The organism is Pseudoduganella sp. UC29_106, assembly GCF_044055365.1.
In the GTDB taxonomy this organism is placed as follows: Bacteria; Pseudomonadota; Gammaproteobacteria; order Burkholderiales; family Burkholderiaceae_D; genus Rugamonas.
On sequence record NZ_CP171977.1, the window covers coordinates 796,130 to 815,018 of the forward strand.

Consider the following 18,889-nt stretch of genomic DNA (forward strand, 5'->3'; position numbering starts at 1 on the left):
TTTATTGTCTCCTATCAGGGGAGCTTTAATCTTCTTATGTTTTTCTTAAGCCGTACTTAGTCCGAAGGCGGCCAGCATCTGGCGCTGTCCTTTCGGCGGCACGCTGAGGGCGCGGCTGTCCAGATCCTGTTCGACCCAGCCGCGCTTGAGCGCCAGCTGCAGCAGGGCCGCCCCCAGTGCGCCACCCAGGTGTGGGCGGCGTTCGCTCCAGTCCAGGCAAGGACAGGCGAAGCGGCGACGCAGCTTGCGCATGGCTTGCACATCGAGACCGAGCCTGGCGAATTGCTGTTCGCCTGTCGCGGACAGGGCGTATTCCTTGTCGTCGGCGGGTTGCAGCCAGCCTTGTTGCGTGAAGTGGTCGTGCAATTGCACGGCGACCGTGCCGGCCATGTGATCGTAGCAGGTGCGCGCATGGCGCAGGCGGTCGGGCGTGTTCGGCTTGAACTGCTGGCGCGGCAGGCCGGCAACCACGAGCAGGGCTTCGAGAGCTGCGGCGACATCCGGGTCGGTAAGCTGGTAGTAGCGGTGCTTGCCTTGCGCGAGCTGGATGACCAGCTTGTCGTCCTTCAGGCGCGCGAGGTGGGCGCTGGCGGTGGATGCGCTGACTTCGGCGACCACCGAGAGCTCGGTGGCGGTGCGCGCGTGACCGTCCAGCAGGGAACACAGCATGCGCGCGCGGGCCGGTTCGCCGATGGCGCCGGCGACGCGGGCGAGGTGATGGTCGGCGTGTGCATCCATAGTTCGTCTGGCATCGAAACGTTGCTGTCGGTTTTTCAGGATACTGCACTCATCGCGTTTTTGGGAGGTTTTTATGCTTGATCCGATTGAGGCGGTTAGCTCTGCCGATCCGTATCCTTATTATGCCGCGCTGGCCGGCGAGCATGCGCTGGTCTGGCAGAAGGAGATGTGGGTGGCGGGGAGTCCTGCGCTGGTTGCGGAGGTTTTGACGCATCCTTTGTGCCGCGTGCGGCCGGCTGGCGAGCCGGTGCCTGCGGCCATTGCCGGCGGGAGCGCGGGCGAGGTGTTCGGGGCGCTGGTGCGCATGAATGATGGGACAGCGCGACATGATGTGCCGAAGCTGGTCTTGCAGCGCGCATTGGGGGAGTTGAGCGTGGACGAGGTGCGCGCTTCGGCGGCGCGGATTGCACGGGAAACGTTTGGCGCGGACGCGGGCGGCGGTGCGGCGGAGTTGTCGCGGTGGATGGCGGAAGTGCCAGTGCGGACGGTGGCGAGTTTGCTGGGATTTGCGGACCAGCGACTGGCGCAAGTGCCGGCGTGGATGGGGAAATTTGTGGCGTGCCTGTCGCCGCTGAGCAGCGGGGAGCAGATCGCGTCGGCACACGGGGCGAGCCTGGAGCTGCTGGCGGCGTTGCGTGAGTTGATGGCGGCTCCGGGCGGGTTGAGAGAGGGCTGTCTGATGCAGTCGGTCTGGTGCGAGGCGGCGGACGCAGGCTGGCGTGAGGAGCGTGCGATACTGGCGAACGTGGTCGGGCTGATGTCGCAGACGTATGAAGCGACGGCGGGGCTGATCGGCAATACGCTGGTGGCGTTGCAGCGCGGCGCGCCGTGGCCCTCCGATGCAGCGGCGGCATTGAAGCTGGTGCGCGAGGTGGTGGTGACTGATCCCCCCGTGCAGAACACGCGCCGCTTCGTGGCTGAGGATGCGCACATTGGCGGTGTGGATGTGAAGCAGGGGCAGGTGATTCTGGTGGTGCTGGCTGCGGCCGGCAAGGGCTTTGGACACGGGCTGCATGCCTGTCCCGGCCAGGCGATTGCGGAAACGATTGCGGCGGCGGCGATTGCGAGCTTGCCGGAAGCGCCTGGGCCGATGCGCTGGCGCTATCGCCCGTCGGTGAACGCGCGGATTCCTGAATTTGTGGAGGCTTTATGATCGCGGTGATTTTTGAAGTGCTGCCTCATGCCGAAGGCAAGCAGCGGTATCTGGATATTGCTGCGTCCCTGCGGCCCTTGCTGGAGCAGGTGGACGGGTTTGTTTCGATCGAGCGGTTCCAGAGCTTGAGCAATCCGGACAAGTTGCTGTCGCTGTCGTTCTTTCGCGATGAGGAAGCAGTGGCGCAGTGGCGGCAACTGGAGGCGCATCGCGCGGCGCAGTCGGCGGGGCGCAACGCCTTGTTCCAGGATTACCGCTTGCGCATTGCACATGTGGTGCGCGATTACGGCATGCACGAGCGGGAGCAAGCACCGGCCGACAGCCAGGCCGTTCACGTAGCGTCAGAGAGAGTGTCGGCCCCGAAGGGGCTGTAGGGCGGATCATTGATCCGCCGTGTGTGAGCCGCCGTCAGTACTTCCAGCTTAAGGTAACAGACGCGTTTCGCGGCGCCGCGTAATACGACTGGCTCCAGTACAACGATGTAAGATACTTGCGATCAGTAACATTATTCACATTGGCTGACACGCTGAAGTTCCGGTCAATGTCATACCGCGCCATCAGCCCCACGAGCGCATAGCTGCCCTGGCGAATAGTCACGCCATCCGCCTCATCGCGCCAGGTATGGTCCTGCCAGTTCGCCGTGGCTCCGACCTTCATCTGCGGCAGCGAGGGCAACTGGTAGGTCAGCGAAGTGCGCAGCAGGCGGCGCGGGATGAAGGTGCGTGCGGCCTTGCCGTCCGCGCCTTCGACCGACATCACGGTGAAGCCGGCCGTGGCCTGCAGCCCGCGCGCCAGTTCGCCGGACAAGTCCAGCTCCATGCCTTTTGATTCCGCGTTCACGCCGCGGTAATACGCCTTCACGCCCACATAGCCTGCCTGTTCGGCCGTATTGTCCTGCTTCGTCTTGAACAGCGCAGCGGACGCGTTCAGCTTGCGGTCGAACCATTCGCCTTTCAGGCCCAGCTCCGTGGTGCGGCCTTCGATCGGCGCCAGCGTGTTGCCGCTGGCGTCGGTTTCGCTTTGCGGATTGAAAATGCCGGTGTAGCTGGCGTAAGCGGAGAGGTGAGAGTTCAGGTCATACACCAGGCCCACATAGGGCGTGGTCTTGCTGGCCGAGCGGAACTTGCTCACGCCGTAGGACAGGCCAGAGCTGTCCGCCTTGGCTGCAGTGAGGCCGGTGAGCAGCTTGGTGTTGTCGGCCAGGTCCCAGCGCGCGGCGACGAAGGCGGCCTTGCGCTTGTCCTCGTAGTAGCTGCCATCGAAGGCGGCATCGAACAGCGGCTCGGGGAAGGCGCCGTTCCAGGTCGCGAGCGAGGGCAGCGGGTCGCCGATGCCGCGGCCATACAGTGACTGGTCGCCCAGCGTGGATTTGGACCACGAACCGCCGAAGCTCAGGTCATGCGTGCGGCCGAAGAGCTGGAACTGGCCGGTGGCGGAGGCGTCGAGCAGGGTTTGCCTATTGTCGGAGTCGTAGCGCGAAGGGTAGGCGAAGAGGCCGAGGCCAGTGGCCTTGTCCGGTGTGCCATAGACGTAGAACAGTTTGCCGTGCGATTCGGTGGTGGCGCGCGAGACGGTGGCTTGCGCGCGCCAGCCGTTGTCGAAGCGGTGCGCGAATTCGATGAAGCTGCGTTTGTTCCCGACCTTGTTGCGGGCCCAGTCGGCGGCGGTGCTGGTGCTGTCGTCGAAGTTAGTCGGGCTGCCGTCGGTGTAGTAGAGGGGCAGGGCGCCCCACAGGCCGCCGCGCGTTTTCACGTCCTGGCTGGTGAAGCCGCCGGTGAGGGTGGTGTCGCGCGCCAGCTTCGCTTCCAGGACTGCGTAGAAGACCTTGCGGTCGTTGGAGAAGCGGTCCAGGTAGGAATCGCCCTTCTGGTAGGCGGCGACGACGCGGCCGTTCAGCGTGCCGGCTTCGTTGAGGGCGGTGGAGATGTCGCCCTGCACGCGGTGCTGGTCCCAGCTGCCAAAGGTGGCGCTGGCGGAGGCCTGGAAGTTCGCGGTCGGGCGCTTGCGGATGAAATTGACCGTGGCCGACGGATTGCCGGTGGCGGACATCAGGCCGTTGGCGCCGCGGACGATGTCCACCCGCTCGTACAGCGCGGTATCGAGGTCGCCGTAGACGTTGCCGAAGACGAAGGGGAGGCCGACTCCGTCGTACTGAAAGTTGATGATGTCGAAGCCGCGGGCGGTGTAGTAGGTGCGGTCGGTTTCCACGCGCTCGACGGTGACGCCGGTGGTGGTGGCGAGCATGTCGTTGACGGAGTCGAGGCGGAAGTCTTCGATCTGGGCGCGCGTGACCACGGACACGGATTGCGGGGTTTCGCGCAGGCTCAGGTCAAGGCGGGCGGAGGAGGCGGTGCGGCGGGTGGTGTAGCTGTCCGTGCTGTCGGCCTCGCCTTTGACGACTACGGTGGGCATGGCGGCGGGCTCGTTGGCGTCCACCTCCTCGGCAGGCGTCGCCCAGGCGCCCTCGGCAGCGAGGGCGGCAGCAAGGGCAAGCGGACGGAGGCGGGCAGCGGGGACAGGCAGCGGCATTTTCTTCCTTTTCTTATGAATGCAAATGATAATGATTCGCATTCTATTGTGCGCCGCCCAAATTGTCCACACCATGGGGTCAGATCCGACATTCGGACACGAACTCAGCGCTGAAGACTCTTTAGAGTGAACGGAGCCTTGTCCCGGATTTGTTGAGTTTGCTGGAAATTGGCAGGATTTGCCCTTTTCTGCGTCGGCCGAACGCATTTAGGGCATGTCGAAGCGTTACAGCCGAGCACGTGTCCGAATGTCGGATCTGACCCCAGGGTTAGTGGGCGGGGGATTGGGTGAGGGCGGAGCCGGTGCCGTGGCGGTGGGCTTCGCTGACGGCGGTGATGGTGCCGTCGGGGTTGAAGACGATGGCGTTGGCGGCGCCGATTTCTTCGTTTTCGTCACGCCAGGCGTGACCGAGTTGTTCGAGGGCGCGGGCTTGGGGAGAACCGGTGAAGCCGGGCTCGACCTGGGTGGCGGTGCTGTTGCGCTGGGAGAGGCGGGGCGCATTCAGTGCGTCGTACATGGACATGCCAAGGTCAACGTGGTTGAAGATAGTTTGCAGCACCGTGGTGATGATGGTCGAGCCGCCGGGGCTGCCGACTGTGAAGGCGGGCTTGCCGTTGCGGAAGGCGATTGTGGGCGACATGCTGGAGCGCGGCCGCTTGCCGGCCTCCGGCACGTTCGGGTGCGGGCCCGTGAAGTCGAAGTCGGTCATCTCGTTGTTGAGGATGAAGCCGTAGCCCGGCACGGTGATGCCGCTGCCGCCCCAGGATTCGATGGTGAAGGTGTAGGCGACGATATTGCCTTCCTTGTCGGACACGGCCAAGTGCGTGGTGTGGGCGCTTTCCGGCAGCAGCCTGGCCGGGGTGGGTGCCGGACGCAGCGGAATGCTGGGGTCATTCTGGAAGGCGTAGGGATCGCCGGCGGCGGCGAGCGGCATGGCGCGTTGCGGGTCGATCAGGGCGCGGCGGCGGGCGGCGTAGTCCTTGCTCAGCAGACCGGCGACGGGTGCTTCGGTGAATTCCGGATCGGCCAGGTAGGCGTTGCGGTCGGCAAAGGCCAGGCGCGAGGCTTCGAGGTAGAGGTGTTCGGCCTGCTCGCGCGGCATGGATTTCAGGTCGTAGCCTTCGAGGATGTTGAGCGCTTCGGCAATCGCGATGCCGCCGCTGCCGGGCAGGGGCATGCCGTACAGCTCGTAGCCGCGGTAGCTGCTGCGGATGGGCTGGCGCAGGCGCGCTTCGTAGTTCGACAGGTCGGCCAGGCTCATATTGCCGGGGCGAACTTTCACGCCGGACGCAACGGGCGGCATGTTGACCGCGTCGACAATGGCGCGGGCCAGCTTGCCCTGGTAGAAGGCTTTCACGCCGCCGGAGGACAGCAGCCGGTAGGTCTTCGCCAGGTCCGGATTGCGCAACAGGGTGCCGGCGGGGATGGCTTTGCCGTCGCGCAGGTAGAGGGCGGCAGTGGCGGGGAAGAGCCTGAATTTCTGTTCGTTGCCGGCCGCCAGCTGGCTGAAGTTGGCGTTGACGCGGAAGCCGTCTGTTGCGACCTTGATGGCGGGGGAAAGTACCTGCCTGAAGGACATCGTGCCGTAGCGGTCCAGCGCTTCATGCCATCCGCGCACGGTGCCGGGCACCCCGACCGCCATGCCGCTGGCAACGGCCGTGTCGAAATCGATGGGCTGGCCGTTGTCGGTGAAAACGGTGGGCTGGAAGGACGCGGGCGCCATTTCGCGGTGATCGATAGTGATCACGCGCTTTTCCTTCGCCAAGTAGATGACCATGAAGCCGCCGCCGCCGATGCCGCAGCTGAACGGGTCGGTCACGCCCAGCGTGGCGGCCGCGGCCACGGCAGCGTCAATCGCATTGCCGCCCTTATTCAGGATGGCCAGCGCGGCCTGCGAGGCCGGTTCGCTGATAGTCGCGACAGCGCCGCCGGTGCCGCTCGCGAGCGGACTGCCGGCATATGCGGCCTGGGCGGCGAGCGCCAGCGGAAGAATGATGGAAAGGATCAGGGGCTGGGCGCGGCGTCGCTGGGTCATGGGCAGTTATATCGGTTGGGCAATATTTACCCGCAAGCTTACCCGATAATCCGGCGCCGGCGCCTTCAGCGGTGGCGGTTCGGCCGGGTCCACCCCCTGCAGTGTGAAGACCAGCCCGTTTTTAGTGACCGATTTGGCGGCGCCAGGCATGTCTTCTGCCAGCACGAAGCTGGACTCGCCCTGCTTGTCGGTCAGCACGAAGCGGTAGCTGATGTGGCCGGCCCAGACGCAGACGGCGCCCGCCTTGCAGCGGCTGTCGTTGATGCGTTCGAGCTTGAGGGTGGTGGCTGGCGCGAGGGTAACGGTCTGGCCCTGCGTCAGTACGTAGTTTTCGCTGGTGCGTGGCGCGGGACGTGACGCTTCGCGTGGCGGCGGGGCACTGCAGGCCGCGGCGATAATCAGGGATAGTCCCGCAAAGCAAAAGCTCATGACTCTGGGTTTCATCATGTCCTCCCTGAAGGCATGAAACCATATTATCAAATCGCTACCTACTGCGGCGCACTGCTGAGCTAGAAAAAAAAGCGCCCTCTGAGGGGCGCTTAATTACTGTCGTTTTATTGTTGTTATTCCTTGCGGCGGCGCATTGCGCCCAGGCCCAGCAGGCCCAGGCCCAGCAGGGCCAGCGAGCCCGGTTCCGGCACTTCCTGGCTCGGGGCGCCCGGACCTTGCGGCTGGACCTGCGACACCAGGTCGGAGTCGATGGTGAAGTTGCCGCCGTTCTTGTTCGGGGTGGTCACTTTCAGCGACAGCGTGTGCACGCCGGAGCTGAACACGACATCGTCATACCACTTGGTGTAACCGCTTGGTGCAGCCTGGGCCGACTGGGTCAGCAGGTTGCCGTCCAGGTAGAAGTAGTACGTGGTTGGGTCCTGGTTGCCGCCGACGAGCGGGAAGAAGAAATCGAAGGTGGCGCCGAGGCCAGCATCGACTTGCAGTGCAGACAAACCGTTCAGGTCGGCAGGACGCATCGCGGGATTGGCGTTGTCGTTATTCCAATGGACTGCAATCGCGAGGTTATCGACCAGGGTGATTGGGGCAGCTGACGCGAGGCCGGTGGCGGCGGCGAGGGCCAGGGCGAGGGCGGTTTGTTTGAACATCTTTCTCTCCTTTGGGCGGTGACGCTAGGTTACATGCAAGTGCTATGCCAGAAAAGAAAGTCGTGTTGCATCAAGGACTTAAAAATTTCGTCAAAACATGGTGTAAAGAATATCGACACTTAGCAGTCAGAAAAAGTAACCGACATACAATGTTGAGAGGAAATAAAAAAGGCGCCGGGCCTTGCGGCGCGGCGCCTTTCGGGACAAGGGAACTCAGATGTAGGCGGCGAGTGCAGTCTTCATCTTTTTCAGTGCGGCAGCCTCGATCTGGCGGATGCGTTCAGCCGACACGCCGAACTCTTCTGCCAGCGTGTGCAGGGTGGCGCCCGAGCCGTCGTCGTTGGCCAGCCAGCGCGCTTCAACGATGCGGCGCGAGCGCGGGTCCAGCTTGGACAGGGCCGTTTCCAGGCCTTCGGACTGCAGGCGGGTCACCTGTTCGGCTTCCAGCACCTTGGTCGGCTCCATCGAGTCGGAAGACAGGTAGGCGATCGGCGAGAACTTGTCGTCTTCGTCGTCGCTCGGCGCTTCCAGCGCGATATCGCGGCCGCTAAGGCGGGTTTCCATCTCGATCACGTCTTCACGCTTCACGTCCAGGGACTTTGCCAGCTGGTCGATCTGGTCAGGCGACATCGCGTCCAGGCCCTGCTTATGGCTGCGCAGGTTGAAGAACAACTTGCGCTGGGCCTTGGTGGTTGCCACTTTGACCAGGCGCCAGTTCTTCAGGATGTATTCGTGCATCTCAGCCTTGATCCAGTGCATGGCGTAGGACACGAGGCGCACACCCTGGTCCGGATCGAAGCGCTTGACGGCTTTCATCAGCCCGATATTGCCTTCCTGGATCAGGTCGGCGTGCGGCAGGCCGTAGCCCAGGTAACCGCGCGCAATCGACACCACCAGGCGCAGGTGGGACATAACCAGCTTCTCAGCCGCCTTCAGGTCATTCTTGTCCTTCAGGTCGCGGCCCAGTTGTACTTCTTCCTCGTGCGAGAGCATCGGCATACGGTTTACCGCCGAAATATATGCGTCCAAGTTGCCCAGTGGAACCAGTGCGTTTTGTACGGACATCATAGTCATGTTTCTATCCTCGCTTCGAAGGGAATCTTTCATGTTTACCAGCATGCACTATGGAACTTAACCGGTTCTTAATGCTGACTTGCTCATCTTGCCGTCTTGCTGGTTGAACATATATTAGCACTCTCCTTCGATGAGTGCCAATTGGTGGAAATCTATGGCTGCGATAGCAATAATGCTATGGGGAAAAGCGCTTCCATAAAGGGGATGAGGTCAGGATAGTGCGGGCGAGGGTCGTGCTCTGTGCGAGAACGCACGTGCGTACCGCCGGCCCGGGAGCCAGGGCGGCGGCGCGCTCGGGGTTTAATTCAGGAGGGAAAGATGGCGCTGGACGGAGAGCACGGCGCCCACCAGGCCCAGCATGGCGGACAGGGCCAGCAAGGCTGTCATCGACAGCGGGTCCAGCGGGGCCAGCTGGAATTCGCTGGCGTACAGCCTTGCAAATTCGGCAATGGCGGTATTCAGCGGACGCAGCGCCAGGGCCACGGCGCCCAGTGCCACGGCGCCGGCGCACAGGCCAAGCATGGCGCCCGTGTAATAGAAGGGGCGGTGAATGAAGCTGTCCGTGGCGCCAATCAGCTTGGAGACCAGGATTTCCTCACGCTGGGTCAGCACCTGCAGGCGGATGGTATTGAAGACCACGGCAATCACCACCGTACCCAGGGTCGCGGCCAGCAGCAGCAGGGCCAGGCGCAGGATGCCCAGCAGGGCGGCCAGGCGCTTGACCCAGGCGGAGTCGACCTGCACGGACTCGACATTGGGCAGGGCGCGCATTTTGTCCGCAACTTCGTCGATCCTGGCGCTTTCGGCTGCGCTGCGGAAGGCATTCAGCTTGATCACGTAGCTGTCCGGCAGGGGATTCTCGCCCAGCGTATTCAGCACATCGGACAGGCCGCTCTTGGCATTCAGCTGTTCCAGCGCCTTTTCGCGCGGCACGAAGATGATCTTGGCGTCCGGCGCGATCGCGCGCAGGTTGCCGGCGATGGCGGAAGTCTGTTCGCGCGGCGCATCCTGCTTCATGAAGACGCTGAGCTCGGGCTCGACCGCCATCTGTTCGGACATGGGCCGCACGTTTTCCAGCAAGGTTACGCCCATGAAGGGCAGGGCCAGGGCGATGGCCACCACGAGGATATTGAAGAGGAAGGAGCCGGGCGCACGGCGCAGGTGGACCAGGGCGCCGCCCAGGGCAAAGGCGTGCTGGCGGAAGAAGGTGCTCATGCGGCCTCCTTCATCAGTTCGCCCCGCTGCAGGTGGATCACGCGCGCGGCATTGTCCAGCACCTGCTCATCGTGGGTGGAAATCAGGCAAGTCACGCCGACCGAATGGAAGGCATGCAGAGCGTCCAGCACCTTGCTCGCGCTGGCACGGTCGAGGTTGGCGGTCGGCTCGTCGGCCAGGATGATCTGGGGACGGTTGACGATGGCGCGCGCGATCGACACGCGCTGCTGTTCGCCGCCGGACAGGGCCAGCGGCAGGGCGTTGGCGCGCTCGCCCAGGCCGACCTTGTCGAGGGCGGCGCGGGCGCGCTGCTCGGCCGCGGCCTTGGGCGAACCGGTCACGATCAGCGGCATCATCACATTGGACAGCACCGAGCGGTCATTCAGCAGGCGCTGCTCCTGGAAGATCAGGCCGAGGTTGCGGCGCAGGAAGGGAACGCCGGCGGATTTCAGCTTGCCGATGTCCTGGCCATTGACCACCACCTTGCCGGCCGTCGGACGCTCCATGGCGGCAATCATTTTCAGCAGCGTGGACTTGCCTGCGCCGGACGGGCCGGCCAGGTAGACCAGCTCGCCCTTGGCAATGGTCAGGCTGATGTCGCGCAGGGCGACGGCATCGGAGGAATATTGCTTGGAGACGTGCTGGAATTCGATCATGAGGGCCTTATGCAAGCAGTGCTTCAACAAACTCAGCCGCATCAAAGGGCTGCAGGTCTTCAATCTTTTCGCCGATGCCGATGAAATAGACCGGCACCGGGCGCACACGGGCGATGGCGGCGATGATACCGCCCTTGGCGGTGCCGTCCAGCTTGGTGATGATCAGGCCGGTCAGTTGCAGCGCATCGTCGAAGGCTTTCACCTGGGCCAGGGCGTTCTGGCCCGTATTGCCGTCGATGACGAGCAGGGTTTCGTGCGGCGCGCCTTCCTGGCCCTTGCCGATCACGCGCTTGACCTTCTTCAGCTCTTCCATCAGGTGCAGCTGGGTCGGCAGGCGGCCGGCGGTGTCGATCATGACGACATCGGTGCCGCGCGCCTTGCCGGACTGGACCGCGTCGAAGGACACGGCCGCCGGGTCGCCCGACTCCTGGGAAATCACGGTCACATTGTTGCGCTGGCCCCAGACCATCAGCTGCTCGCGGGCGGCGGCGCGGAACGTGTCGCCGGCGGCCAGCAGCACGGACTGGCCGTGCGCCTGCATATGCTTGGCCAGCTTGCCGATGGTGGTGGTCTTGCCGGCGCCGTTGACGCCGGAAATCATCATCACCAGCGGCTGGTGGCGGCCCAGCTCGAAAGGCTTCTGCAGCGGTTCCAGCAACTCGATCAGCAATTCCTTCAGGGCCTGCTTGACGGCGGCGGCGTCCAGCAGCTTTTCATCCTTGACCTTGCGCCTCAGCGCGTCCAGCAGGTATTGGGTGGCGTCGATGCCGGCGTCGGACATCAGCAGGGCCGCTTCCAGTTCCTCGTACAGGTCTTCATCGATCTTGGCGCCGACGAAGAGCACGGAAAGATTGGCCGACGTCTTCGACAGGCCGGCCTTCAGGCGGCTCATCCAGGATTGCTTCTCCGGGCGCGCGGCAGTCTCTACCTCGAAAGCAAGGGGGCCGACAGCGTCGCTGGCCACTTCGGCGGTGGCCGTGGGCACGGGCGGCGGCGCTTCCGGCGCAACGGCAGGCGCAGGCGTTTCGGGAACGACTGGTTTTTTCTTGAAGAAACTGAACATGGATGTGCGGTAGAGGGCCCTTCGAGCCGCGTATTCTACCAGAGTGGCCCTGGGAAAATCAGGCGGAAGGCTGGCCGGCCGCACGCTGGCGCTGGCGCCAGGCGGCGATGCCGGGGCTGATTTCCTGCAGTTCGCGCACGCGCACGAAATCCGGTGCGCGCTTGCGCAGCGCGGCATTGGCGCCGCCGGCCCAGATCTCCACCGTTTCCGGCAGGCGCGAACGCAGCTCGCGCAGGCTGTCGAGCACGTGGCGCGGGTTCATTGTGGTCGAGAAGGAGAGGGCGACGATGTCGGCCTGCTTTACACGTGCCGCTTCCACGATTTCCGGCAGCGGCGTCTGCACGCCCAGCGAGATGCAGTGGGCCCCTTCGGCGGCGGACAGCGCTTCGGCCATCAGCAGGCCCAGGGCGTGGCGCTCCTGCGGCAGGGTGGTCATCAGGATGCGCGGACGCGGGCCGCTATTCCCATGGTTCACTTGCGGCACCGAGAAAATCGCGCTACGCAGCACGATCTGTACCGATTCACTGAATAAATGCTCTTCAAATATGGCGAACTGCCCGCTGGCCCAGGACTCGCCCACGGTGGTAATCAGCGGCGCCACCAGGTCGATGACGAAGTTTTTCATGCCCATCACCAGCATGGCCTGCATCAGATTGCGGCGGAAGGCTTCCATCTGGTGGCTTTTGCACAAGTCCAGATAGGATTGCAGCTCAGGATGGCTGCTGCCCGCCTGGGGGCGAGCCTCGCCGGCCGCCTTCAGGGCCAGGGCCTGCAATTCGTCCGTGCTGAACTGGATCACCTTGCCGGGACGGTAGCCCAGGTCGATCAGGCGCTTGACCAGGCGCAGCTTGTTTACCTGGTCGGAAGTGTAGACGCGCTCGCCAAACGGGTCGCGCTGCGGCTGCGGGAAATCATAGCGCCGTTCCCATACACGCAGAGTCTCCTTGGCCACGCCAGTGTCACGTTCGACATCACTGATGGTCGATGTAACTGTAAAAGATCGGGCACTTTTATTCATTCGGCGAGGGCACTCCCGGTTGGCGGAGTTCTGCATTCTAACCGCGTTTTTCAGAGCGATTTGAATCTATTTTCCTCCAATTTTCCCTATGGAGACGGCTGGTACGCCCTTGTCCAAGACACTCGCTTCACATTTGAAAGATTTACACCATTTATTTCATCAATATCTATTTTGTCCTGGACGAAAAAAGTGACAATTCGTTGCTTTTATGTTCGATACCCACTGTGGAAATCCCGTAGTGTTCTGCAGAACTTTTAATGTTCAGCTAAAATTTCCGCCTGCGCAAAAGGTTGTAAGCCTTTTACGCACTTTGACACTTGCTGGAATACCAATCCCTCAGTATAGTGCCGCCTCCCCTTAGGCCATGAGCCTTGGGGCCGAAGCAGGTAAGTGAATAATCCCTGATAGCTTATAAGAAGGAAAGCAATGAAAAAGACTCTGATCTCCCTCGCAGTTCTCGCAGCAGCTAGCAGCGCAGCGCATGCCCAGTCCAACGTGACCATCTACGGTATCGTTGATGCTGGTATCGCCTACGAGCAAGGTGGCAAGAACGGTAACGTCACCAAAGTCAGCAGCGGCATCGGCAGCGCTTCCCGTATCGGTTTCAAGGGTACTGAAGACCTGGGCGGCGGCCTGTCCGCAGTGTTCGTGCTGGAAGGCGGCGTGAAGGCCGACACCGGCGAACAGACGTAGCCGGCTCGATCTTCCAGCGCCAGGCTTTCGTGGGCCTGTCCTCCAAAGAGGCTGGTACCCTGACCCTGGGCCGTCAATACACCCGTGGTACAACGCCCTGGCACAAGTTGGTGACCCATTCCAGGCTGGCCTGGCTGGTTCCGCCAAGAACCTGTTCCCGGCATCGGGCAACAACCAGCGTTTCAGCAACTCGGTGATCTATAAGACCCCTGAGTTCAACGGCGTGAGCGCCGACGTGGCCTACGGCTTCGGCGAGCAGAACGGTTCCTCCACCGGCCGTCAACTGAGCGCATCCCTGATGTACTCGAACGGTCCGCTGAACGCCCGTCTGGCATACCTGAACCACAACAACGACACCAGCACCGGTTCCGTGATCACCGAGCGCGGCATCGGCCACAACACCCTGCTGGCCGTGAACTATGACTTCCAGGTTGCCAAGGCTTACTTCATGTTCGGCCAGAACAAGGGCCTGAACAGCAGCCCGCTGCCTAGCGCCACCGCCTACACCACCGCTGCTGTTGCCGCTTCGACCGACAACCGCAACTACCTGGTTGGCGCAAGCGTGCTGTCAGCGCTGCCGGCAACGTGATCGCTTCCTGGTCCAAGGTTGACGACAAGGAATTCAGCCGCGACGCTGACCAGTGGGCAATCGGCTACACCCACAACCTGTCCAAGCGCACCCAGACCTACATCGCTTACGCGAAGATCAAGAACAAGAACGGCGCTTCCTACACCGTGGGTAACAACGCTGAAGCCGGTACCGGTGACAAGGCGTTCAACATCGGCATGAAGCACTCCTTCTAATCGGATCTTTTCCGACGCCAGAACGGCTGCCTGCGGGCAGCCGTTTTTTTTTTTGCCTGATACAATGCCAGGCATGAGAAAACTCTACCGAACAGCAACTTTTGTTGTGCTAGCGTCCGTAGCGCTGACGGCGGCGGTGGCGGGGCCGAAGGCGCCGCGCAAGGGACATGGGCCCGCTGCGCAGGCGGAGCGCCCGGGCGTGCCGCGCTATGGCATGGCCGTGTATTCGGACTTGTGCGTGAACCAGGAAAGCGGCGAGTACGGCGGGCAGCGCGTAACGCTGCAGCGCTTCGCGGAAGTCGATACGGTCGTCTATGAGTTCACGGCCGGTGGTCTGAGCTGGCCGCTGGTGGCGGTGGATGTGAACGTGGACCCGCGCGGGAAGATGATTTACTTTACCGTGCAGCCGCCGGACGAAGATGAGCGCACGATCAGCGGCGAGTTCTCGCCGGACGGTGAGACGTTGACGCTCGATGGCGGCTACTGCCAGGACCAGTCGCAGCCGATGGTGCTGGCGAAGGTGAAGGACTTTGGCGCGAAGGCGAAATCGTGCAAGGCGTGTCCGCAGCCGAAGGCGGAGCCGGTGAAGCCGGATTACAAGCACGAGGCGGTGGCGCCGGCGCAGGGCTGAAAAAACCCAAGGCGTAAAACAGGTGTCTGCCACGATGTGGCAGACACCTGGGTCATGCCTTGGGTTTTAATCTCGACCGCGGCCCGCGGATTGGGCGTTCTTGCGGATAGTTTCGAGCGTGGCCCCGGGGGTGATCAGGTTGCCGTCGTAGCGCAGCTCGATCAGGGCGGGCAGGCTTTGCTCGCGGGAGAAGGCGAGGGCGCGCTGCAGGGCTGGAGCAAAGTCCTCGGTCTTTTCGACGATCTCGCCCTGGCCGCCATAGGCGCGGCACAGCGCGGCGAAGTCCGGATTCTGCAGCGTGGTGCCGGAGACGCGGCCCGGATACTCGCGCTCCTGGTGCATGCGGATCGTGCCGAACATATGGTTATTGAACACCACCACGACCACGCCGGCCTTGTACTGCACGGCCGTCGCCAGCTCCTGCCCATTCATCAGGAATTCTCCATCACCCGCGAAAGTGATGACGGTGCGTGACGGATCGATGATCTTGGCTGCCACGCCAGACGGCACGGAATAGCCCATCGCGCCGCTGGTCGGCGCCAGCTGCGTGCGCATCGCACCGTAAGGCCAGTAGCGGTGCGCCCAGGTCGCGTAATTGCCGGCGCCATTGGTGATGATGGTGTCGGCCGGGGCGTGGGTGCGCATGTCCTGCACCACTTGCCACAGGTTCAGCGGCGCGCCGGTTTCCTTGAAGATCGGTGGCTGCACCTGCCACCCAAGATATTCGGTGCGGGCCTGAGAGACGCTGTCGCGCCATGCGCCGGAATCGACAGGCTCCATCGCCGCCAGCATGGCAGCGGCTTGCGGCATGCCCGATGCGATCATCAGCTCGCCCTGGTACACGCTGCCCAGTTCATCGGTGCTGGCGTGGATGTGCACCAGGCGCTGCGCCGGCACCGGTGCAGCGATGATGGAATAGCCGCTGGTGGTCATTTCGCCGAGACGCGGGCCGATGGCGATCAGCACGTCCGCCTCTTTCACGCGCGCGGCCAGCTTGGGATTGATGCCGATGCCGACGTCGCCCACGTAGTTCGGATGCGCATTATCGAGCAGGTCCTGGAAGCGGAAGGCGCAGGCGGTCGGCAGCGCGTTGGCTTCGGCAAAGCGCTGGATGTCCGCGCAGGCCTGCTCGGTCCAGCCGCCGCCGCCCAGCAGCAGCAAGGGGCGCTTGGCTTCGGCCAGCATCGTGCGCAGCTGCGCGATCTGTGCGGCGGAAGGGGAGGCCTGGGTGGGCACATAAGGAGCGCGTGTCAGCGACTGCAGCCTGCGAGACCAGCATGTTCTTCCGGCAGTGCCAGCACGACAGGGCCCGGACGGCCGCTGGTCGCCACCTGGAAGGCGCGTGCGAGGTATTCGGGGATGCGGTCGGCGCGGTCGATCTGGGTCACCCATTTGGCCATCTGGCCGAACATGCGGGCGGTAGTCCACTTCCTGGAAGGCTTCGCGGTCCATGAAGTCGCTGCCACCTGGCCGATGAAGAGGATCATCGGCGTGGAATCCTGGAAGGCAGTGTGCACGCCGATCGACGCATTGGTCGCACCGGGACCGCGCGTGACGAAGCAGATGCCTGGCTTGCCCGTCATCTTGCCGTAGGCGTCGGCCATGAACGCGGCGCCGCCTTCCTGGCGGTTGATGATGAAGCGGATGCCGGATTCGTGCAGGGCGTCCAGCACGTCCAGGTAGCTTTCGCCGGGGACGCCGAAGGCGGTATCCACGCCGTGGACTTTCAGGGCATCGACCAGGATCTGGCCGCCGGAACGGGAGTTGTGCGTCATGTTCTTGCCTCTTTTATAGGTGATGCGGCATTCTATGCCCCGCCACGGAGCAAGGCTTTCCGATTTGCGACACCGGATTTGGTAAAATAGCGCCCGAAGCAAGCCAGACAGCCGCTGGCCAAGGCAGCAATGCCGAGGCGGGAGGAAGGTCCGGACTCCATAGAGCAGGGTGACGGTTAACGGCCGTCCGCCGTGAGGCGAGGAATAGGGCCACAGAGACGAGCGTATTAAGTTACGGTGAAACGCGGTAACCTCCACCTGGTGCAATTTCAAATAGGCACGCGATGATGTTGCTCGCGGAGCGTGCGGGTAGAAAGCTTGAGCGGCGGAGTAATCCGTCGCCTAGAGGAATGGCTGTCATAGCGCGAAAGCGCCGTAACAAAATCCGGCCTATCGGCTTGCTTCACTGAATTCACATGACCAACTACATCCTGGCCCTCGATCAGGGTACGACCAGTTCCCGCGCCATCCTGTTCGATCACCGCGGGCGCATCGCCGGTTGCGCGGCGCAGGAGTATCCCCAGCACTTCCCCCAGCCCGGCTGGGTCGAGCACGACCCGCGCGATATCTGGAACAGCCAGCTGGCCGTGGCGCGCCAGGTATTGGCGGACAATCACGTGCCGGCGCGCGATGTGCGCGCCATCGGCATCGCCAACCAGCGTGAAACCACCGTGGTCTGGGACCGCAGGACGGGCGAGCCGATCGCCAACGCCATCGTCTGGCAGGACCGCCGCACCGCCGACTACTGCGAGCAGCTGCGCAGCGAAGGCAAGGCCAGACTGATTTGCGAAACCACGGGCCTGGAGCTGGACGCCTACTTTTCCGCCACCAAGCTGAAATGGCTGCTCGACCACGTGCCCGGCGCCCGCGAACGCGCGCGCAAGGGCGAACTGTGCTTCGGCACCGTCGATGCGTGGCTGGCGTGGCAGCTGTGCGGCGTGCACGTGACGGATGTGAGCAATGCTTCGCGCACGATGCTCTTCAATATCCACCTGATGCGCTGGGACGCCGACCTGCTCAAGCTGTTCGACATCCCGGAAGAGGTGCTGCCGCAGGTAGTTTCGTCCAGCGAGGAAGTGGGCACGACCCGCGCCGAGCTGTTTGGCGCACCCATCGCAGTGGCGGGCATCGCCGGCGACCAGCAGGCCGCCACCTTCGGCCAGGCCTGCCATCAGCCGGGCATGGTCAAGAATACTTACGGCACCGGATGCTTCATGCTGATGCACGCCGGGCGCCACCCGCGCGTGTCGCACAACCGCCTGCTGTCCACCGTCGGCTGGCGGGTCGACGGCAATACCGACTACATGCTGGAAGGTTCGGTCTTCATGGGCGGCGCCACCGTGCAGTGGCTGCGCGATGGCCTGGGCATCATCCAGCAATCGGGCGACGTGGAAGCGCTGGCTTCCAGCGTGCCGGATAGCGGCGGCGTGTTCCTGGTGCCGGCCTTCGTCGGCCTGGGCGCGCCGCACTGGGACCCGTATGCGCGCGGCACCATCGTCGGCCTGACGCGCGGCAGCAGCAAGGCCCATATCGCGCGGGCTGCCGTGGAAGCGATCGCTTACCGATCGGCCGAACTGCTGGCCGCGATGCAGAAGGATGCGGCCATTCCCGTGGCTGAAGTGCGGGCCGACGGCGGCGCCGCGCGCAACGATATGCTGATGCAGTTCCAGTCCGACTTGCTGGGCGTGCCTGTCGTGCGTCCGCGCGTGACGGAGACCACCGCGCTGGGCGCGGCCTATCTCGCAGGCCTGGCGACGGGCTTCTGGCATTCGCAGGAAGAGATCGCGTCGCAATGGAGTGCGAGCGCCGTTTCACGCCTGCGATGGGCGCCGATCAACGTGCCGAATTGCTATCACTTTGGGCGCGCGCCACGGAAAGGGCGAAGGCCTGGGCGAGCCCACTATAATAAGAGCCCGAAACCAGCGGCGTAAAGCTGGTGTCACCCACGATGCGGCTGACACCTGGGGTTGGCTTGGGTTTATATTTGTCTATACAACTTTATTGCAATTTGGAATTTGTTGTTATTTTGGGAAGCAGCTTCGACCGGCAAGATTTCATCCTCCTCCACCGCGCGCAAGGCGCACCAGACCGTCGATCTGCGAGAAAAACCCGCGTTTTCCCCGAACTGAGCCGGCGGTAATCCGGCGTTGTGACTGCGCGACGCGGTCGTTGTCTCGTGGCAACTGAATAGAATTGTTTCAATTTATTTTTTGGTCATATTTTCCCTCCTTGCCAGCCTGGACAGATGAAGTAGCACTTTCACTATCTTTCATAAGTATTTAATTTCTCGACAGATTTTAATCAGGCCATTCTTCAAGGAACAGCGCTAAGTCCTTAATTTCATTAATAAATTCCGAGTTTTCGCTTCCGGAAATCGCTTGACCGGCTTGTTTGCTTACTCTAAAGTG

General features: G+C 63.0%; 16 protein-coding genes, 1 other RNA gene and 2 pseudogenes. 8 read left to right on the top strand and 11 right to left on the bottom strand.

Going from position 1 to position 18,889, the window contains the following annotated elements; genetic code table 11:
* Positions 1-45 precede the first annotated feature (45 nt).
* The gene (locus tag ACHMW6_RS04355) at positions 46-738 is read right to left on the bottom strand and encodes an ArsR/SmtB family transcription factor (RefSeq protein ID WP_395405870.1); all 693 of its coding nucleotides are present in this window, start codon (positions 736-738) and stop codon (positions 46-48) included.
* Positions 739-811: 73 nt separating this feature from the next.
* On the opposite strand from ACHMW6_RS04355, the gene ACHMW6_RS04360 reads away from it, so the two are divergent.
* Positions 812-1,891 (top strand): cytochrome P450, encoded by a 1,080-nt coding sequence (locus ACHMW6_RS04360; protein ID WP_395405872.1) that lies wholly within the window; start codon positions 812-814, stop codon positions 1,889-1,891.
* Positions 1,888-2,265 (top strand): antibiotic biosynthesis monooxygenase family protein, encoded by a 378-nt coding sequence (locus ACHMW6_RS04365; RefSeq protein ID WP_395405874.1) that lies wholly within the window; start codon positions 1,888-1,890, stop codon positions 2,263-2,265. Before ACHMW6_RS04360 ends, ACHMW6_RS04365 begins: the two co-directional genes overlap by 4 nt.
* A 34-nt stretch (positions 2,266-2,299) precedes the next feature.
* On the opposite strand, the gene ACHMW6_RS04370 is transcribed toward ACHMW6_RS04365, so the two are convergent.
* The 9 genes from ACHMW6_RS04370 to ACHMW6_RS04410 form a co-directional block, all read right to left on the bottom strand.
* Positions 2,300-4,420, bottom strand: coding sequence for a TonB-dependent siderophore receptor (locus ACHMW6_RS04370; RefSeq protein ID WP_395405876.1), 2,121 nt, complete (start codon positions 4,418-4,420; stop codon positions 2,300-2,302).
* Between the two features lie 268 nt (positions 4,421-4,688).
* Positions 4,689-6,455: a gamma-glutamyltransferase gene (gene ggt, locus ACHMW6_RS04375; protein ID WP_395405878.1), complete on the bottom strand. Its 1,767-nt coding sequence runs from the start codon at positions 6,453-6,455 to the stop codon at positions 4,689-4,691.
* Between the two features lie 6 nt (positions 6,456-6,461).
* On the bottom strand, positions 6,462-6,902 hold the full coding sequence (locus ACHMW6_RS04380; protein WP_395405880.1) for a hypothetical protein: 441 nt from the start codon (positions 6,900-6,902) through the stop codon (positions 6,462-6,464).
* Between the two features lie 116 nt (positions 6,903-7,018).
* Entirely contained in the window at positions 7,019-7,552 is a 534-nt protein-coding gene (locus ACHMW6_RS04385; RefSeq protein WP_395405882.1) for a PEP-CTERM sorting domain-containing protein, read from the bottom strand.
* 213 nt (positions 7,553-7,765) lie between these two features.
* Positions 7,766-8,620 (bottom strand): RNA polymerase sigma factor RpoH, encoded by an 855-nt coding sequence (gene rpoH, locus ACHMW6_RS04390; RefSeq protein WP_395408526.1) that lies wholly within the window; start codon positions 8,618-8,620, stop codon positions 7,766-7,768.
* Positions 8,621-8,926: 306 nt separating this feature from the next.
* On the bottom strand, positions 8,927-9,841 hold the full coding sequence (ftsX, locus tag ACHMW6_RS04395; protein ID WP_395405884.1) for a permease-like cell division protein FtsX: 915 nt from the start codon (positions 9,839-9,841) through the stop codon (positions 8,927-8,929).
* Complete coding sequence (locus ACHMW6_RS04400; RefSeq protein WP_395408527.1) at positions 9,838-10,497, bottom strand: cell division ATP-binding protein FtsE; 660 nt, start codon at positions 10,495-10,497, stop codon at positions 9,838-9,840. The genes ftsX and ACHMW6_RS04400 overlap by 4 nt, the downstream gene beginning before the upstream one ends.
* A gap of 7 nt (positions 10,498-10,504) precedes the next feature.
* The gene (ftsY, locus tag ACHMW6_RS04405; protein ID WP_395405886.1) at positions 10,505-11,560 is read right to left on the bottom strand and encodes a signal recognition particle-docking protein FtsY; all 1,056 of its coding nucleotides are present in this window, start codon (positions 11,558-11,560) and stop codon (positions 10,505-10,507) included.
* 58 nt (positions 11,561-11,618) lie between these two features.
* Complete coding sequence (locus tag ACHMW6_RS04410; RefSeq protein WP_395405888.1) at positions 11,619-12,614, bottom strand: MerR family transcriptional regulator; 996 nt, start codon at positions 12,612-12,614, stop codon at positions 11,619-11,621.
* 390 nt (positions 12,615-13,004) lie between these two features.
* Between ACHMW6_RS04410 and ACHMW6_RS04415 the strand changes: the two genes are divergently transcribed.
* The 4 genes from ACHMW6_RS04415 to ACHMW6_RS04430 all read left to right on the top strand — a co-directional run bounded on the left by ACHMW6_RS04415 (position 13,005) and on the right by ACHMW6_RS04430 (position 14,706).
* Entirely contained in the window at positions 13,005-13,271 is a 267-nt protein-coding gene (locus ACHMW6_RS04415) for a porin (protein ID WP_395405890.1), read from the top strand.
* A 151-nt stretch (positions 13,272-13,422) separates the two neighbouring features.
* Entirely contained in the window at positions 13,423-13,860 is a 438-nt protein-coding gene (locus tag ACHMW6_RS04420) for a porin (RefSeq protein WP_395408528.1), read from the top strand.
* On the top strand, positions 13,857-14,075 hold the full coding sequence (locus ACHMW6_RS04425; protein ID WP_395405892.1) for a porin: 219 nt from the start codon (positions 13,857-13,859) through the stop codon (positions 14,073-14,075). The genes ACHMW6_RS04420 and ACHMW6_RS04425 overlap by 4 nt, the downstream gene beginning before the upstream one ends.
* A 106-nt stretch (positions 14,076-14,181) precedes the next feature.
* Positions 14,182-14,706: a hypothetical protein gene (locus tag ACHMW6_RS04430; protein WP_395405894.1), complete on the top strand. Its 525-nt coding sequence runs from the start codon at positions 14,182-14,184 to the stop codon at positions 14,704-14,706.
* A 66-nt stretch (positions 14,707-14,772) separates the two neighbouring features.
* Here the strand turns inward: ACHMW6_RS04430 and ACHMW6_RS04435 are convergent.
* Positions 14,773-16,481 (bottom strand): annotated as a pseudogene (locus ACHMW6_RS04435) (thiamine pyrophosphate-binding protein).
* A gap of 95 nt (positions 16,482-16,576) precedes the next feature.
* Here ACHMW6_RS04435 and rnpB point away from each other — a divergent pair.
* Both rnpB and glpK read left to right on the top strand, forming a co-directional pair.
* An RNA gene (gene rnpB / locus ACHMW6_RS04440) (RNase P RNA component class A) lies at positions 16,577-16,890 on the top strand.
* Between the two features lie 7 nt (positions 16,891-16,897).
* Positions 16,898-18,387 (top strand): annotated as a pseudogene (gene glpK, locus ACHMW6_RS04445) (glycerol kinase GlpK).
* Positions 18,388-18,889 lie beyond the last annotated feature (502 nt).

What these genes read in the sequence shown, in the direction of transcription:
- ACHMW6_RS04355 (WP_395405870.1), bottom strand. Translation starts at nt 738, where the DNA reads ATGGATGCACACGCCGACCATCACCTCGCCCGCGTCGCCGGCGCCATC.
- ACHMW6_RS04360 (WP_395405872.1), top strand. Translation starts at nt 812, where the DNA reads ATGCTTGATCCGATTGAGGCGGTTAGCTCTGCCGATCCGTATCCTTAT.
- ACHMW6_RS04365 (WP_395405874.1), top strand. Translation starts at nt 1,888, where the DNA reads ATGATCGCGGTGATTTTTGAAGTGCTGCCTCATGCCGAAGGCAAGCAG.
- ACHMW6_RS04370 (WP_395405876.1), bottom strand. Translation starts at nt 4,420, where the DNA reads ATGCCGCTGCCTGTCCCCGCTGCCCGCCTCCGTCCGCTTGCCCTTGCT.
- ggt (WP_395405878.1), bottom strand. Translation starts at nt 6,455, where the DNA reads ATGACCCAGCGACGCCGCGCCCAGCCCCTGATCCTTTCCATCATTCTT.
- ACHMW6_RS04380 (WP_395405880.1), bottom strand. Translation starts at nt 6,902, where the DNA reads ATGATGAAACCCAGAGTCATGAGCTTTTGCTTTGCGGGACTATCCCTG.
- ACHMW6_RS04385 (WP_395405882.1), bottom strand. Translation starts at nt 7,552, where the DNA reads ATGTTCAAACAAACCGCCCTCGCCCTGGCCCTCGCCGCCGCCACCGGC.
- rpoH (WP_395408526.1), bottom strand. Translation starts at nt 8,620, where the DNA reads ATGATGTCCGTACAAAACGCACTGGTTCCACTGGGCAACTTGGACGCA.
- ftsX (WP_395405884.1), bottom strand. Translation starts at nt 9,841, where the DNA reads ATGAGCACCTTCTTCCGCCAGCACGCCTTTGCCCTGGGCGGCGCCCTG.
- ACHMW6_RS04400 (WP_395408527.1), bottom strand. Translation starts at nt 10,497, where the DNA reads ATGATCGAATTCCAGCACGTCTCCAAGCAATATTCCTCCGATGCCGTC.
- ftsY (WP_395405886.1), bottom strand. Translation starts at nt 11,560, where the DNA reads ATGTTCAGTTTCTTCAAGAAAAAACCAGTCGTTCCCGAAACGCCTGCG.
- ACHMW6_RS04410 (WP_395405888.1), bottom strand. Translation starts at nt 12,614, where the DNA reads ATGCAGAACTCCGCCAACCGGGAGTGCCCTCGCCGAATGAATAAAAGT.
- ACHMW6_RS04415 (WP_395405890.1), top strand. Translation starts at nt 13,005, where the DNA reads ATGAAAAAGACTCTGATCTCCCTCGCAGTTCTCGCAGCAGCTAGCAGC.